Origin of the sequence: Bradyrhizobium sp. Tv2a-2 (genome assembly GCF_000472425.1) — a bacterium.
GTDB lineage: Bacteria > Pseudomonadota > Alphaproteobacteria > Rhizobiales > Xanthobacteraceae > Bradyrhizobium.
In genome coordinates this window covers 88,613-103,616 of record NZ_AXAI01000013.1, presented here as the reverse complement: position 1 = coordinate 103,616, position 15,004 = coordinate 88,613, and the positions used below count along the sequence as shown (strand labels likewise).

Below are 15,004 nucleotides of genomic sequence, written 5' to 3'. Positions count from 1 at the left end.
TTTCCTATCACACAAGCGCGTGAAAGTCGCCGCTCGCCTGACGTGAGCGCAGGTCAACATTTCCGGCGCGCCCCGGATTTGAAGCAAACGCGCCGCGATCCGGCCAAAGGACTGCCGAAATCCCCGATGACCCTCAACCCTAGGGGCTGACTGGGGCTCAAGTGGAGCAAGAGAGTAAATGAAGCTGCTCGCAGGGTGTGCCGTCTCGGCCGGATTGGTCCTCGCGGCGTGGTCGGCCAATGCGCAAATGCTGGCGCCACACGGCGCAGTACAGTCGCCCTACCAGGCTGTGTCTGATTTCGATGAGCCTTATGGCGGCGTGCCCCCGGCCCCGCCGCCTTACGCTGCTCCGCCGCCCCCCTACGGTGCACCGCCGCCAGCCTACTACGCGCCGCGGGGCGCACCTTACGGCTACGAGCCCGCGCTGATGCCGTTGCATGAGGTCTATGCGGTGTTGCGCGACAACGGCTTCCTGCCGCTCGGAATCCCGCGCCGGCAAGGCTACGCTTACGAGATTTCCGCCATGGATCCGGACGGCGAGGATGGCCGGCTCCTGATCGATGGTCGCAATGGGCGAATCATTCGCTTCACACCGGCTTCTTATTGGATGGGCAGAACCCACGATTCCGAGTTGACCGGCGTCTACGGGGCGCAGGCCGCACTGCCGCCGCCGATCGCGGTGCGCGGCGTACCACGCCCGCCGGCCCCCATTCCCCATGTCGCCAGCCGTGCGGTTCCATTGCCGGCGCCGAAGCCGGCACAGACGGCCGCCGCCACGTCCCCGCCCCAGGTGAGCGCAGCCGCGCCGCCGCCGCCCACGAGCGGCACGGTCGGCGAGGTCAAACCGCCACCGCCCGCGATCAGGCCAACCCAGAACATGCCGGCGGTACAGGGGTTAGAGTAGCTGGCCCCAAAGGAGCGTCATTCCAGAAGTTGTGGGCTGCGAGATTGCGGGTTGGTTGCTGGCGCGACGCCCCGGAGTGACGCAGTGCAAGGCCACAAAAAACGCCCCGGTTTCCCGGGGCGTTTCGCATTCAACTGAATTTCACCGGATCAGGCGGCTGCCTTCTCGTTGGTCACTTGCGCGGACTGTGCGCTGCCACCGATCGGAATCTGCCGGGGCTTCTTGGCCTCGGGAATCTCGCGTACGAGGTCGACATGGAGCAGCCCATTCTCGAGTGAGGCGTTCTTCACCACCACGAAATCGGCGAGCTGAAAGACACGCTCGAAGGCGCGCGCGGCGATGCCGCGGTACAGCACTTCGGCCTGGGGCTTGTTGTTCTCGTTCGCGACTTTCTCGCCCTTGATGGTCAGCGTGTTCTCCTTGGAGACGATGGAAAGCTCGTCCTTGCCAAAGCCGGAGACCGCGACACTGATGCGGTAGGCGTTATCGCCGGTGCGCTCGATATTGTAGGGTGGATAGCCGGGGCTGCCGTCCGCGGTTGCCTGGTCGAGCAGGGAAAACAGGCGGTCGAAGCCGACGGTGGAACGGTAAAAGGGCGTGAGATCGTAGGTGCGCATGGAGTCCTCCATTGAGCGACTGTTGCATTCAACCCGCCCGCCATCGGGCCGGGCTCTAGTTGTGCAGCCTGGCGCCTCGGGAGTTCCGAAGCACTGGTAGCGGCCTGCACGAAGGTGATATGGGAAGACTCGAACTCGCTTCAAGGGGCGCGATCGGCTCCCTTTTTTGCCTCCCGCAGCGCCGCGCACCCTTGATTTCCTGCACTCTTCTCCCACCCGCAAACCGCCCATAGCCAATCTCAAATGACGCTGGTCTCGATCCCCTCCAATCCCGTTCCGGAAGACGTTGTCAGCGGCACCATCAAGACGCCCGACGGCGCGGAGCTGCGCTTTGCGCGCTGGGCGCCGCCGGCCGGCCGCAAAGGCACGGTCTGCGTTTTCACCGGGCGCAGCGAGCAGATCGAGAAATATTTCGAGACCGTGCGTGACCTGCGCGACCGCGGCTTTGCGGTTGCGATGATCGACTGGCGCGGGCAGGGCCATTCCTCGCGGCGCTTGCGCGATCCGCGCAAGGGCTTCGTGCGCGATTTCACCGATTACGAGGTCGACGCCGAAACCTTTGTACAGCAGGTGGTGTTGCCGGACTGCCCGCCGCCGCATTTTGCACTCGCCCATTCCATGGGCGGCGCGGTGCTGCTTCGTATTGCGCATGCCGGCAAGCGCTGGTTCGACCGCATCGTTCTCTCGGCGCCGATGATCGACCTGCCGGGCCGTACCACCTCGTTGCCGGTGCGTACGCTGGTGCGGACGCTGAGATATCTGGGCCGGGGCGGGAGCTATGTTATCGGCGGCAGCGATCGGCTGACCGGGACCAATTCATTCATCAACAATCCCCTGACCAGCGATCCCGTGCGCTACGCCCGCAATGCCGCGATCCTGGAGGAGGACCCGACGCTCGGCATCGCCTCGCCGACCATCGCCTGGACCGATGCGGCCTTCCGCGCGATGATGACGTTTCGTTCCCATGATTACCCCTCGCGGATCCGCCAGCCGATCCTGATGCTGGCGGCCTCCAGCGACACCATCGTGTCGACCGCGGCAATCGAGGAGTTCGCCTATCATCTGCGCGCGGGCTCGCATCTGGTGATCGCCGGCTCCAAGCACGAGATCCTGCAGGAGCAGGACCGCTACCGCTCGCAGTTCTGGGCCGCATTCGACGCCTTCGTACCGGGTACGCCGCTGTTCGGGTGAAACGCCATGCTCGGCATCCATGATCTCCCGCTGTTCATCGTCTCCGGCCTGCTGCTCAACATCACGCCGGGGCCCGATACGGCCTATATCGTCGGGCGTAGCGCCCAGCTCGGCTGGCGGGGCGGCTCGGCCGCGGCGATCGGGATCAGCATCGGCTGCCTCGTTCATGTCTTCGCCTGCGCGGCCGGGCTTTCGGCGCTGCTTGCCGCCTCCTCGGCGGCGTTCACCGCGGTGAAATGGCTTGGCGCGGGCTATCTCTGCTTCATCGGCCTCAGGATGCTGCTGTCGCGCGAACGTTCCCCTGGGCCAAGTGAGACGAGGCAAAGCGGGGAGGGGACCATCTCGCTGCGCCGGGTGTTCTGGCAAGGCGCATTGACGAATGTGCTCAATCCGAAGGTGGCGCTGTTTTTCCTGGCCTTTCTGCCGCAGTTCGTGGCGGCGGATTCGTCGCACAAGCCGCTCGCCTTCCTTCTGCTTGGCGCGATCTTCATCTTCAACGGCACGCTATGGTGCGTGGGAATCGCTGCGTTTGCCGCGCGGACCGCGCGCCGCGTAGCCCGATCGGGCCAGGCAATGGCCTGGATCAACCGCGCACTCGGCGGGATGTTCGTCTATCTCGGTGCACGCCTCGCCTTGCTGGAGGCACGCTGAAAGCGCGCGCGGTTTACGAATCCGCCGCGCGTTTCGGATTGGATTCGACCAGCGTCAGACGCGCAAAGGGCACGCCGGCCTTCAACAGCCCTTCACGGTAGTGGGCGATGTCGGCCGGGTCCTTCCACTGGAAATTCCGCAAGTGCCGCTCGACGGTCAGGCCGGGATGGTTGCTCAGCAACACTTCCGTGGCCTTTGCTGCCTCCTCGGCACGCCCGGATTGCGCCTGCGCTGCAGCCCTGACCGCGAGCACCTGAAGGTGATTGGGATTCGAATAGAGCGCCTCGCGCGCCCAGGACAGCGCAGCATCATAATGCCCCAGCAGATAATGGCTGAATGCCAGCAGCGCCGGCCATTGATAGCGGGGATCGCTGTTGCCGCGCTGGACCGCCATGGAGAACAGCTCGATCGCCTCGCGGTGCTGGCCTTCGACCAAATGGCAGATGCCCTGAACGCCGCGGGCGCCCATGTCATAGGGGTTCAGCGCGACGGCCTTCCTGATCGCATCCTGCGCGGCCTCGTTGCGCCCTTGCATGGCGTGCAGATAGGCCAGAGCCGAGAAGGCGAATGAGGAGCGCGGATCGAGGCGGACGCTGTCTTGCGCAAGCTCCATCACCGAGTCCCACAACTCGCGGGTGCTCTTGATCCATCCGAAATGCACGCCCTGCGTCATGATGGTGGCGAGATAGGCGCGCGCGATCGAGAGCGCAGGATCGAGCGCAATGGCCTCCCTGAACAAGGCGATCGAGGCTTCGAAGTCGGCCTTGGTCTGGCGGTAATAATGCGAGAGGCCGCGGAGGAAGCAGTCCCAGGCGGAGATGTCGGCGGCGGAGGATCGGGCCGGCGCGGACGCTTCCGCGCGGAAAATCTCGGGCGCGATCGCGGCCGACAGGCTGGTCGTGATCTCGTCCTGCAGCGCGAACAATTCGCCGATGTCCCGGTCATAGCGGCCGGTCCATAGCTGCGCGCCGGTCTCGGGCGCGATCAACTCGGCGGTGACGCGAATCTTGTTGCCGGCGCGGCGAACCGAGCCCTGGATCAGATAGGTGGCGTCGATCTCGCGCGCGATCAGGCGCGCGCCGAGATTCTTGCCCTTGAACGGGAAGGTCGAGTTCCTGCTCAGCACGCGATAGAAGGATTGCAGCGACAGCGCATGGATCAGATCCTCCGTCAGCCCATCGGCAAAATATTCGTCCGCGCTGTCGCTGAGATTGGCAAACGGGAGAACGCCGATGATCGCCAGCCGATATTGGGCCGACAGCGCCGATATCTCCTGAAGCTCCCGGCGCCGCTCCTCCGATCCCGTCGGCTCCCATGTCCAGACCTCGATCGCGTCGCTGATGTTCTTGAAGCGATGGTTGCCGGCATTGACCATGCTGATGTCGAGATGCCGGCTGACCTCGCCATGGGCCTTGGCCGAGACCGCGATCCCGCCGGGCGGCGCCGCCTGCTCGAGCCGGACGGCGATGTTCACATCGTCGCCGAATACCTCATCCTCGTCGGCGATCACATCGCCCATATGAAGGCCGAGGCGGAAACGCATGGCGCGATCTGCGGGCAGATGGTTGTTGCGCTCCGCCATCAGCCTCTGCAACGCGATCGACGCTTCCGTCGCCCCGACGACGCTCGGAAACTCCAGCAGGAAGCCGTCGCCGGTATTTTTGACGACGCGGCCGCCGTGATTGAGGATGATCGGATGAATGGCACCGCGATGGGCCTTGAAGGTGGCGTGCGTTCCCGCCTCGTCCGCCCCCATCATGCGCGAGTAGCCGGCAACGTCGGCGCAAACGATGGCTGCGAGGCGTCTCTCCATGGGCCTTGGGCGCTCCAGTGACCGGCGGCTGCCCATGATTCGGCGGGCTGCCACCAGCATCCATAAAACATCTGGTCGTCGATGTCCTCCGGATGAAGCGGTAACGTATGGCACCTTGGTACCAATGGATATTGCGCAACACGAAACTACGGGCGAAGGCCGGCGGTACCGGCAACTGGTCCATTTCGCCCGAAAACGATTCTAAGGCGCGGCCAGCTCGTAGATTGCGCTGCCGGCCAGATAGATCCCGAGCAGGATCATTCCAATCAGGAACCAGCGGCGGAAGGCCTCGGTCGGCATCCTCGCGCGCACGATCTGGCCAAAGAACATGCCGGCGAAGGAGCAGGCGAGCGCGACCGCCGCGTGAATGGCGGTGGAAGCGTTGAGAAGGCCGGAGGCGCTGACATTGACGGAGAGCGCCAGTGTCGCGACGGTGAAGAACACGCCCAGCGCCTGCACCAATTCGTCCTTGTCCATGCCAATGGCCTGGATGAACGGCACCGACGGGATGACCTGCACGCCTGTCGCAGCCGAAATGACGCCGGTGACGAAACCAACGAGGCCGCCGACCCATTTCTCGTTGCGACGTTCCACGCGCAGGCGAAACTGGGTGAGGCCGATCACGGCATTGGTCACCAGCAGGGCGCCCAGCGCGATCGTACCGTAGCGCGCATAGGGCCCGCTCATCGCGCCTGCGCTCATCAGGCTGCCGATCACGGTGCACAGCATCAAGGGCCACAGCCGCCTGAGGATGTCGCGCAGATACGGGCCACCAAACGTCTGCCAGATATTGGTGATGATGGCGGGCGCAATGACGATGGCGAGCGCCCGGCTCGGCTGCATGGCCACGACAAGCAGGCCCATCGCTACCGTGGGCAGCCCAAGGCCGAGCACGCCCTTGACGAATCCGGCGAGCAGGAAGACGGCGGCGATCAGAAACAGCATGGGTTCGAGCATGTCGCGACATTGACCGATCCGCTCTATCGGCACAATCTGGAGGTTACGGAGACAGCCTTCGGATGAAACGAAGGCAAGGAGAGCCGCATGCGTTTTGATCTGGTCGATCTGCAGCTTTTCATCGCGGTGGCGGACGCCCGCAGCATCACCCACGGCGCCGACCGCGCGCATCTTGCGCTGGCCTCCGCCAGCGAGCGGATCAAGGGACTGGAGCAGGCGTTCGGCGTGAGCCTGTTCAAGCGGGTCCGCCGCGGCGTCGAGCTCACCGCGGCCGGCGAGAGCCTGCTCGATCATGCCCGCCTCGTCATCCACAATGTGGAGGCCATGCGCGGCGATCTCGCCCGCTTTGCCTCAGGCGTGCGCGCCAGCGTGCACCTGCTTGCCAATACGTCCGGCCTCTCGGAGCATCTGCCGCGGTCGCTCGCGGCTTTCCTGCGCGATCATCCCGATATCAACGTCGACGTGGAGGAGCGCGAAAGCACCGATATCGCCACCGCGATCGCCAACGGCGCCGCTGATCTCGGCTTTGCCGCCGAGCACGCGCTGCCCGACAATATCGAGCGCTTCACCTTCGGCGAGGACCGGCTGACGCTGGTGACGTCCAAGCGCTCGCCGCTGGCCGGCCGGCGCCAGATCGATTTCCATGAGGCTGGCGAACAGGCCTTTGTCGGGCTGACCAGTGCCACCGCGCTGCAAGTCCATATCGGACGGCATGCGGCGCGCCTCGGCATGCGCCTGCATTTCCGCGCACGGTTGCGCGATTTCGACGCCATCTGCCAGATGGTCGCCGCCGACGTCGGGGTTGCCGTGGTGCCGGAAGCCGCCGCCAAACGCTGCGCCCGGACGATGCCGATCACGACGGTGCGGATCAGGGATTCCTGGGCCAACCGCCGGCTCGTGATCTGCGCCCGCGACTTCAAGAGCCTGGCGCGGCCGGCAAAGCTCTTGGTGGATCACTTGCGGAAGGCCGCGGCTTGAGTGCGCTATTCACTTCGCCGTTTCCACGCCGGCGTCCATGATCACCTTCGCCCATTTCTTGCTCTCGGCCTCGATGAAGGCGCGAAAATGCCCGGGTGTGTCGGGCTCGAGGGTGAGGCCCTGCTCGGCGAGCTTCTGCTGTACGGTCGGGTCGGCCATCGCCTGGGTGGTGATGCGGTTCAGCGCGGCGATGATGGGCGCGGGCGTCTGCGCGGGCGCGACCATACCGTACCAGTTCTCGATCAGGAGGTCGGGCAGGCCGACTTCGCCCGTGGTCGGCACGTCAGGCGCGGTGACGGCACGCTCGCGCGCGCCGATGGCGATCGGGCGCAGGGTGCCAGCCTTGATCTGCGGCAGCAGCACCGGCAGATCGAGAAATGTCATCTGCACCTGCTGGCCCAGCAGGTCGTTCACAGCAGGCGCCGCGCCGCGATAGGGCACGTGGACGATGTCAATACCTGCGGTGAGCTTGAACAACTCGCCGGCCAGATGCGGCAGGCTGCCAGGGCCGGAGGAGGCGAAATTGAGCTTGCCGGGCTCCGTCTTGGCGAGCTGAACCAGTTCGCTCATGCTTTTCGCGGGCACCGAAGTTGCGACCACCAGCATCTCCGGCACGGTCGCGACCAGCGTCACCGGCGCGAGATCCTTTGCTGTGTCGTAGGCGACCTTTTCCATGATCGGGCTGATGACAAGCGCGCCGGCGCTGACGATGCCGACCGTGGTGCCGTCGGGTGCGGATTTCGCGACGACATCAGTTCCGAGCACGCCGCCCTGACCGGGGCGGTTGTCGACCACGACCGGCTGGCCTGTGATCTCGGACACGCGCTGTCCGACCACCCGGGCGATGATGTCGTTGGGTCCGCCCGGCGGGAACGGCACGATCAGCCGGATCGGCTTTTTCGGGAGATCATCGGCCGCCGCCAAGGCGGGCGACACTAGCAGCAGCAATGTCAGCGCAAACTTTGTGATTGTTCTCATTGGAGCCTCCCCTTGCGCGGAGCTTAGCTCGTCATCCTCATGGTGAGGAAGCAAGAGCTCAGCTGTTGAGGAGCTTCAATGCTTCCTCATGCACGCGGGGATCGCCGGCGGCGACGATGCGGCCGCCGTTCTGGGCGGGCGCGCCGTCCCAGGTCGTGACCACGCCGCCAGCGCCGGTGACAATCGGGATCAGGGCGGCGATGTCGTAGGGCTTCAGCTCCGTCTCGACCACGAGGTCGAGATGGCCGGCCGCCAGCATGCAATAAGAGTAGCAGTCGCCGCCATAGCGGGCGAGCCGCGCCGCGTCCTGGACGCGGGAAAAGGCCGCGCGGTCGGCCTCGTTCATCAATAACGGACTCGTGGTGTAGCAGGTCGCTTCCCTCACCGACGCGCAGCGCCGCACCGCAAGCCGCCTTTCGCCTGACGGACCCTGATAACGGGCGGAAGCATTGTCGCCGGAAAAGCGCTCGCCGATGAAGGGCTGGTGCATCATCCCGAACACCGGCGCGCCCTTGTGCAGCAAGGCAATCAATGTGCCCCAGATCGGAAAGCCTGCGATGAAGGATTTGGTGCCGTCGATCGGGTCCAGCACCCAGACATAGTCGGCGTCGGTGCGCTCATTGCCGAACTCCTCTCCGACAATGCCGTGTTGGGGAAAATTGGCCTTGATCAGCCGCCGCATCACCGCCTCCGCGGCCCGGTCGGCCTCGGTGACGGGATCGAAGTCGCGGTTGATGCTCTTGTCCTCGATCGACAGCGAGGTGCGGAAGAATGGCAGGATGGTCTCGCCGGAGGCCGTCGCTAAGCGCCCGATGAAGGCTTTGAAATCGATGACGGTCACGGCAGTTTCCTGGACTTCATGGCGAGCGAGGAATCGTCGCTTCTGCGTAGCTCAATCCGGCTCCGCACGCGACGGCCTGACGCAACTTATCCGGGGGGCATTTGAATGCTGCGCGAGCACTCCGCGCGCGGTTTCCGCATTTTCGCAAGTGATCACGAAATCGCGAATTCCTGTGACCGGCCGACAGGCGGAGCGGTACATTCACGTTAAGTAACTGGAATTAAAAGGATAAAATCAGCGCTACGGCCCCGTTGCAGTTCTGCCAGACTTGCGAAATTTGCATGGAAAATGATCCGAAAACTCTTGCGCTTTGTGCAGCGCGGTCGCATATTGTTGCGGTGCGGTAGCGCTTGCGCTATCGCTGCCCTCCTTGGGCGTTTCCTCCCTAGACTTGGGCCGCTTGCCATCGCAAGCGGCCCTTTTTTCTTTTGAGCCTGTTCGGACTCTCTGATCGAACGGTCATTCCGAGGCGGTACGCGGCGGCGCCGAATCCAGAATCTTGAGATTCCGGGGTCGCGCTGTGGCGCGCCCGGAATGACCTAGCGGAGAGAGGTGCCAGAAAAGTCCGGCTATTCCGCCGCGGCCTGGAACCGGCCGAGGTCGCCGAGCGAGACATTGGCGAGCACGTCGGCGAGCGCGGCGAAGTCCGCAGCGACCTGCGCAAAGCGCGGGCCCTTTTCGCGGCGCCGCTCGTCCATATAGACCGCGCGGTTCAGCTCGAGCTGCACCACATGCAGTCCGCTTGCGGGATTGCCGTAATGCTCGGTGATGAAGCCGCCCGCATAGGGCTTGTTGCGGCCGACCGAATAGCCAAGCCGCGTCATGGTGTCCTCGACCATGTCGGGCAGGATGGCGGCGCAACTCGTGCCGTAGCGGTCGCCGATCACGATGTCGGGCCGTCGCGGCTCGTCCCGCGACACGCCGATCGATGGCATGGAATGGCAATCGATCAGCACCGCCGTTCCGAAGCTCTGGTGCACCCTGGCAATAAGTCGGCGCAGCGCGCGGTGATAGGGCTTGTACAGCGTTTCAATGCGTGAGAGCGCCTCGTCGACAGAAAGCCGGTCGCGATAGATCTCCTGGCCGTCGCCGACCACCCGCGGAATGGTGCCGAGACCGCCGGCCACCCGCATGGAGCGGGTATTGGCGAAGCTTGGCAGTCGCCCGGAAAACATCCGGGGATCGAGCTCGTAAGGCTCGCGGTTCACATCGACATAAGAGCGGGGGAAATTCACCCGTACCACCGGAAAGCCGAGCGCGCTCAGATCGTCGATCAGCTCATCCATGAATGAGTCTTCGGAACGTCGCAGGGTCGGCAGGTCGATCCGCGAGGCGTTGAGGAAGGCCTCAGGGTACATCGATCCGGAATGCGGGGAATTGAAGATGATCGGTGCCCGCCAATGTTCGGGCTCGACGATCTCAAACGAAGGCGGCAGTTCGCCATCAAACCGGGTCATGAGCGGGCGCCGTCCCTTCGATTCTGATCCGTTTTGCGGCACAAGGTTAAGCGATTCTACCGGAAAAGCGGGCTTTTATGGGCAGGCATTGTCGATAATCACAGCCGTTCTGCCAAGTGAAAAAGTTTTGCAAGCAGCTGGAACGTCTCTTAACGGCCCAAATCCTCCGTTTGGTTGACGTAAGCTCTCGTCGTGCCGATGGCCGCAAATTTCACTCGAAATTTACCGTCTGTCAGGCTTAGTAAGTACATTGATCCGCCGAACCGGAAGTCCCTCAGCCAATGGCCGCCATGCCCAAGATTCTCCTCGCCGAAGACGACAACGACATGCGGCGTTTCCTGGTGAAAGCGCTTGAAAACGCCGGCTTCGTGGTCTCGTCTCATGATAACGGCATGTCGGCCTATCAGAGGCTGCGCGAGGAGCCGTTCGAGATGCTGTTGACGGATATCGTGATGCCGGAGATGGACGGCATCGAGCTTGCCCGGCGCGCCTCCGAGCTCGATCCCGATATCAAGATCATGTTCATCACCGGTTTCGCGGCCGTCGCGCTCAATTCCGATTCGGAGGCGCCCAAGAATGCCAAGGTGCTGTCCAAGCCGGTGCACCTGCGCGAACTGGTCAGTGAAGTGAACAAGATGCTGGCGGCCTGATTCCGGCTGCCGAATCGAGGGAAATGGGGTCGAAAATCGCGCGGATTAGCCGGCAACTGTCCTTGCCTGCCCGGCTCTGAGCCGATATACGGACCCCCGACCCATCCAATACTTCTAGGGCACGTAGCTCAGCGGGAGAGCACTACCTTGACATGGTAGGGGTCACAGGTTCGATCCCTGTCGTGCCCACCACCCAAGCCATTGAGAGCGCGTAGCTTCTCGGGCTCTCGTCTCCCTCCGAAAAATCCGAAATCCCGGCTTGCCGCAACCTGGTCGCAGCTGAAGGAACGATGGCGTCAATTCGGAAGCGGGGCGACAAATGGCAGGTCCATATTCGTCGGACGGGCCCAGGGGCCAATCTCTAAGAGTGTCAACCTCCTGCGTAAGGATGCGCTCGAATGGGTGAGAGATGCAGAGCGACAAGCGGAGAGGGGCGATCTGCCAGACCTCCGCACTGAGGATTTTGCTGAATACCGAGACGAGCGGCTGAAGACTGTCAAAGCCACGACCCTGAAGCGTCGGCTCAATCCCACCCACAAGGCATTCGAGGTTGCCGGTCAGAAGTGGGAGTTGCTAATCAAAACCAACCCGCTGGAAAACCTGAGATCGAAGCTGAACGAGAAAGCTGCAGGTCATTCCAAATGCAAGCTGGTTCAGGATAGTGCCGTTCGATCATTTGTAATTTGACGAGCGTTAACATGGTCTACGTCGAGCTCGTTGATGAAGTGCTTGAAAAGCATGACCCCAGTCTCTCGCATCAGCGCTCTGGAGTGGGCTATCTCGTCCCTTCCTTCGGCTATCTGATCTCCAGTCGGAGATCGGAGCAACAAATCCGCACGAACAATCCGTGCAAGGCATTCGGGAATACGAGCATGACGCTCGGTTGCAACTTTGATTGCTTCGTCAGCCGTCGCAAGGGCGGTTCTAGTGTCGCCATTCAGTCTGTAGGCATTTGCCAGATCGGCGAGTATCCTGGGCTCGGCCTCCAGGCCTGCTTTGCGCGATCGAGCGAAGTTAAGCGCATCGGAGAAATCCTGGATCGCCGAGGTCATTCTTCTTGCTACGATATGAGAAAGACCACGGCAGGCTTGACCATAAACTCGCATGTAGGGATTCCCGCTTTTTATGGCCAGGTGATAGGCTCGTTCCGCATGCTCCTGAGCCAGTCCGACGTTTCCCTCCACCCACGCAAGATCGACATAGGCCCAGCTTGGGATAACGTGATGGAGAGTGTCAATTTGGCCGTCCTCCAACTGAATGATGCGATCAAGGAATGGGCGGGCCTCATCTTGTCGGCCAAGCATTACCAGCGTTTGGCCGCGCATCACTGTTAGCCAGATCTCGACATCGAAACCCAGCATCTGCCTGTCGAATTTTGCAATTTTGTGCGCCTCCTCTGTCGCCTCAATATTCAGTTGAAGCGCTTCCGCCATGAAGCCGGACATTCTAAGTGCATGACAGAGCACGGCCTTGAGTGTGATTTGTACGCTTGCATCACTGCCGCTATCGGCAATTGCCTTCGCTTCGCGGATCTTTTCGACGTACTCATCCGCCGATCCGCCGTTTGCCAAAATTCTTCCATAGGCCGCGTGAATCAGCGCATTGGCCCTCACATCTCCTAACGCTACGGCTAGCTGCTTTGCCTCCTCAAAATAGATCCGGGCATCCTCCGCCGAGATTCCTTCCCGCCAACCAAAATTTACAATTTGGCCGGCGGCCATCATTTTTAAGTAGTCTATCGGCTGTGACGAGGGGAGATTGGCCAATAGCTCCCGGATCTTTTTCCAAGTTCTCATTGCCTGATTTGGATCGTTGGTTCCGATCCAAACGGCAGAGCGCATGTTTTGTTGTGCCGCTTTCAGGTTTTCGCCGGCCTGCTCCAAATGATAGGCCAAGAGAGCGGCTCTCTCGTCAGCGCGGTCCTTAAAGACACTCTCGATTGCGTGAGCGACTTTCGAATGCAGCTCGCGACGACGTTCGTGCAGGAGTGATCGGTATGCAACCTCTTGTATCAGGGGATGACGAAATGCAAGAAGCCGCTGTTCAAAGGGCGGGACGTCGTAAAGCAGCTCGGCTTGTCTCAGCTGTTGGACCGCTTCCGACAGCTCGTTCTCATCCATGCCCGCTACTCGATCCAAGACCAATAGCGAAATTTCGCGGCCAATGATCGAAGCGATCTCCAGTACCTTTTTCGCGTTATCTTCCAGACGGTCAATACGAGCGGCAATGACAGCCTGTACAGTCGAGGGGAGAGGGATTGCATCAATCCCGCCTTTCAGTCTGAATGAGCCCCTGTCTCCTTCAAAGTCACCACGCTCCACCAGCGCATTAATGAGCTCCTCGAGAAAAAACGGGTTTCCCTGCGCCCGCTCGACAATGTTCCTGCTCAGCAACGCTAGTGAGGGGTCGGTACCAACGTGATCCTGCACCAGGGTTGCCGATTGCGCAGGCGATAGCGGGCGCATGTTGATTTGGCGGTAGTGTGATCGCTGCGTCAGTGGGGCACCGAACCCTGGCCTGAAATTGACGACCAGAAGTGTGGTGGTTCCTACGACTGCGTCAGCTAGAGCCTCAACGAACTCTTCACTTGCCGCATCAATCCAATGCAAGTCCTCGATAATGACAACCGAGAGCGGCTCCCTTGGTGAATGCGGCAGAGTCCTGACGAAGTCGAGGAGCAGCGTTTTTCTCGCTTTCGGATCCAGTTTGATTGCTGGCTTGTGCGGATCTGACAGGCCCAAGAAATCTAACAACACGGCCGGGAGCTGTTCGGAGACGGGCAGGGCTGATAACTGGTCAAGGACGATGCGCCGGGAGACATCTGCGGCCTGCTTAAAGCGAAGGCCAAAATAATCGCGCATCAATTCCAGCACGGGCTGAAAGGGTGTTGCTCGCCCATGAGCCAGTACACGCGCCTCAAAGACCCGGATACCTTTTCCCCGACAACTCTCGGCGAATTCAAAGCAAAGGCGACTCTTGCCAATGCCTGCCTCGCCAACGAGGCCGACTATATGACCTTCACCCTTGATCGTGTTTTCGAGTTCTTCATGAAGGGCGCCGTATTCGCTTGTTCGACCGGTGAGAGGGCTTAACCGAACTCTGCTTCGAAAAACGCCGCTTGAGGGCGCATGCAGAAGGCCTCTTACCTTGAAAATCTCAACTGGCGCCGCAATCCCCCGGACGACTTGTGATCCCAGAGGCTCGACTTCAACGAATTGCTTGGCAGCGGCGTAAGTGTCTTTCGAAATGAAAATGGATCCGACGTCCGCCATTTGCTCCAGGCGATTGGCAAGATGCACATTCGCTCCGGCGGCATCGTAAGTCTGGTATATTCCGTGTTCTATTGTTTGAACGACGACTTCGCCCGTGTGAACCCCCACGCGGATCTGCAAATCTGCATCATTCAAGCGGGCTATTCCGTCTTGCATTGCAAGGGCCGCCAAGCAGCCGCGGACGGCATGATCCTCATGTGGTTGTGGAGCGCCAAAGATCGCCATCACCCCGTCGCCTTGGGATTTGTTGACGATGCCCTCGTATCGAGTGACGGCCTCTCTCATCAGGTCCAGAACGGGCTGAAGGCGCCTCATTCCAGCTTCGGGATCGCCCAGACTATCGATAAGCTCGGTGGAGTTGCGAACGTCCGCAAACAAAATTGTAAGTCGTTTGCGCTCTCCACCCTTGGTGTTCAGCGATTTCAGCACCTGCTGCCACGATTGATTGGGTACATCCGCGGCTATTGTATTCAGGGCCGCACTGCAACGCCCACAAAAGCGTGCCGCCGGTCCGTTCAGATGCCCACAGGCGGTGCACTCAATTCCCAGAGTGACCCCGCAGCCTTCGCAAAAATCATTAGTGGTCTTATTTTGATGACCGCAACGCAAACATTGCATGATGGCCCCTGCACCGGGAGCGGACCGTAAATCTCGTCGAACTATAAACTTATTTGCAGATCAATTCCATACCGCTT

The 15,004-nt window shown here is 61.7% G+C and carries 12 protein-coding genes and 1 tRNA gene; 6 read left to right on the top strand and 7 right to left on the bottom strand.

The window, feature by feature from the left end:
• Positions 1-178: 178 nt before the first annotated feature.
• Entirely contained in the window at positions 179-904 is a 726-nt protein-coding gene (locus tag A3AI_RS0125920; RefSeq protein WP_024518384.1) for a hypothetical protein, read from the top strand.
• Between the two features lie 149 nt (positions 905-1,053).
• Here the strand turns inward: A3AI_RS0125920 and A3AI_RS0125915 are convergent, their stop codons facing one another.
• Entirely contained in the window at positions 1,054-1,521 is a 468-nt protein-coding gene (locus tag A3AI_RS0125915) for an Hsp20 family protein (RefSeq protein WP_024518383.1), read from the bottom strand.
• A 243-nt stretch (positions 1,522-1,764) separates the two neighbouring features.
• Between A3AI_RS0125915 and A3AI_RS0125910 the strand changes: the two genes are divergently transcribed.
• On the top strand, positions 1,765-2,712 hold the full coding sequence (locus A3AI_RS0125910; RefSeq protein WP_024518382.1) for an alpha/beta fold hydrolase: 948 nt from the start codon (positions 1,765-1,767) through the stop codon (positions 2,710-2,712).
• Positions 2,713-2,718: 6 nt separating this feature from the next.
• Positions 2,719-3,363, top strand: coding sequence for a LysE family translocator (locus A3AI_RS0125905; protein WP_024518381.1), 645 nt, complete (start codon positions 2,719-2,721; stop codon positions 3,361-3,363).
• 13 nt (positions 3,364-3,376) lie between these two features.
• On the opposite strand, the gene A3AI_RS0125900 is transcribed toward A3AI_RS0125905, so the two are convergent.
• Both A3AI_RS0125900 and A3AI_RS0125895 read right to left on the bottom strand, forming a co-directional pair.
• Positions 3,377-5,176: a tetratricopeptide repeat protein gene (locus tag A3AI_RS0125900; protein ID WP_024518380.1), complete on the bottom strand. Its 1,800-nt coding sequence runs from the start codon at positions 5,174-5,176 to the stop codon at positions 3,377-3,379.
• Positions 5,177-5,377: 201 nt separating this feature from the next.
• Positions 5,378-6,133 (bottom strand): sulfite exporter TauE/SafE family protein, encoded by a 756-nt coding sequence (locus tag A3AI_RS0125895; RefSeq protein WP_024518379.1) that lies wholly within the window; start codon positions 6,131-6,133, stop codon positions 5,378-5,380.
• A gap of 87 nt (positions 6,134-6,220) precedes the next feature.
• On the opposite strand from A3AI_RS0125895, the gene A3AI_RS0125890 reads away from it, so the two are divergent.
• Entirely contained in the window at positions 6,221-7,111 is an 891-nt protein-coding gene (locus A3AI_RS0125890; protein WP_024518378.1) for a LysR substrate-binding domain-containing protein, read from the top strand.
• 9 nt (positions 7,112-7,120) lie between these two features.
• Here the strand turns inward: A3AI_RS0125890 and A3AI_RS0125885 are convergent, their stop codons facing one another.
• From A3AI_RS0125885 to A3AI_RS0125875, 3 genes are all read right to left on the bottom strand, one after another.
• Positions 7,121-8,089, bottom strand: a complete 969-nt coding sequence (locus A3AI_RS0125885; RefSeq protein ID WP_024518377.1) for a Bug family tripartite tricarboxylate transporter substrate binding protein — start codon at positions 8,087-8,089, stop codon at positions 7,121-7,123.
• 58 nt (positions 8,090-8,147) lie between these two features.
• Positions 8,148-8,930 (bottom strand): histidinol-phosphatase, encoded by a 783-nt coding sequence (gene hisN / locus A3AI_RS0125880; protein WP_024518376.1) that lies wholly within the window; start codon positions 8,928-8,930, stop codon positions 8,148-8,150.
• A 569-nt stretch (positions 8,931-9,499) separates the two neighbouring features.
• Positions 9,500-10,387 carry an N-formylglutamate amidohydrolase gene (locus tag A3AI_RS0125875; RefSeq protein ID WP_024518375.1) on the bottom strand — a complete coding sequence of 296 codons (888 nt, stop codon included), beginning with the start codon at positions 10,385-10,387 and terminating at the stop codon, positions 9,500-9,502.
• A gap of 290 nt (positions 10,388-10,677) precedes the next feature.
• On the opposite strand from A3AI_RS0125875, the gene cpdR reads away from it, so the two are divergent.
• Both cpdR and A3AI_RS0125865 read left to right on the top strand, forming a co-directional pair.
• Positions 10,678-11,037 (top strand): cell cycle two-component system response regulator CpdR, encoded by a 360-nt coding sequence (cpdR, locus tag A3AI_RS0125870; protein WP_024518374.1) that lies wholly within the window; start codon positions 10,678-10,680, stop codon positions 11,035-11,037.
• Between the two features lie 117 nt (positions 11,038-11,154).
• Positions 11,155-11,229, top strand: a tRNA-Val gene (locus A3AI_RS0125865).
• 461 nt (positions 11,230-11,690) lie between these two features.
• On the opposite strand, the gene A3AI_RS0125860 is transcribed toward A3AI_RS0125865, so the two are convergent.
• Positions 11,691-14,927: an adenylate/guanylate cyclase domain-containing protein gene (locus A3AI_RS0125860; RefSeq protein WP_024518373.1), complete on the bottom strand. Its 3,237-nt coding sequence runs from the start codon at positions 14,925-14,927 to the stop codon at positions 11,691-11,693.
• Positions 14,928-15,004 lie beyond the last annotated feature (77 nt).

What these genes read in the sequence shown, in the direction of transcription:
- A3AI_RS0125920 (WP_024518384.1), top strand. Translation starts at nt 179, where the DNA reads ATGAAGCTGCTCGCAGGGTGTGCCGTCTCGGCCGGATTGGTCCTCGCG.
- A3AI_RS0125915 (WP_024518383.1), bottom strand. Translation starts at nt 1,521, where the DNA reads ATGCGCACCTACGATCTCACGCCCTTTTACCGTTCCACCGTCGGCTTC.
- A3AI_RS0125910 (WP_024518382.1), top strand. Translation starts at nt 1,765, where the DNA reads ATGACGCTGGTCTCGATCCCCTCCAATCCCGTTCCGGAAGACGTTGTC.
- A3AI_RS0125905 (WP_024518381.1), top strand. Translation starts at nt 2,719, where the DNA reads ATGCTCGGCATCCATGATCTCCCGCTGTTCATCGTCTCCGGCCTGCTG.
- A3AI_RS0125900 (WP_024518380.1), bottom strand. Translation starts at nt 5,176, where the DNA reads ATGGAGAGACGCCTCGCAGCCATCGTTTGCGCCGACGTTGCCGGCTAC.
- A3AI_RS0125895 (WP_024518379.1), bottom strand. Translation starts at nt 6,133, where the DNA reads ATGCTCGAACCCATGCTGTTTCTGATCGCCGCCGTCTTCCTGCTCGCC.
- A3AI_RS0125890 (WP_024518378.1), top strand. Translation starts at nt 6,221, where the DNA reads ATGCGTTTTGATCTGGTCGATCTGCAGCTTTTCATCGCGGTGGCGGAC.
- A3AI_RS0125885 (WP_024518377.1), bottom strand. Translation starts at nt 8,089, where the DNA reads ATGAGAACAATCACAAAGTTTGCGCTGACATTGCTGCTGCTAGTGTCG.
- A3AI_RS0125875 (WP_024518375.1), bottom strand. Translation starts at nt 10,387, where the DNA reads ATGACCCGGTTTGATGGCGAACTGCCGCCTTCGTTTGAGATCGTCGAG.
- cpdR (WP_024518374.1), top strand. Translation starts at nt 10,678, where the DNA reads ATGCCCAAGATTCTCCTCGCCGAAGACGACAACGACATGCGGCGTTTC.
- A3AI_RS0125860 (WP_024518373.1), bottom strand. Translation starts at nt 14,927, where the DNA reads ATGCAATGTTTGCGTTGCGGTCATCAAAATAAGACCACTAATGATTTT.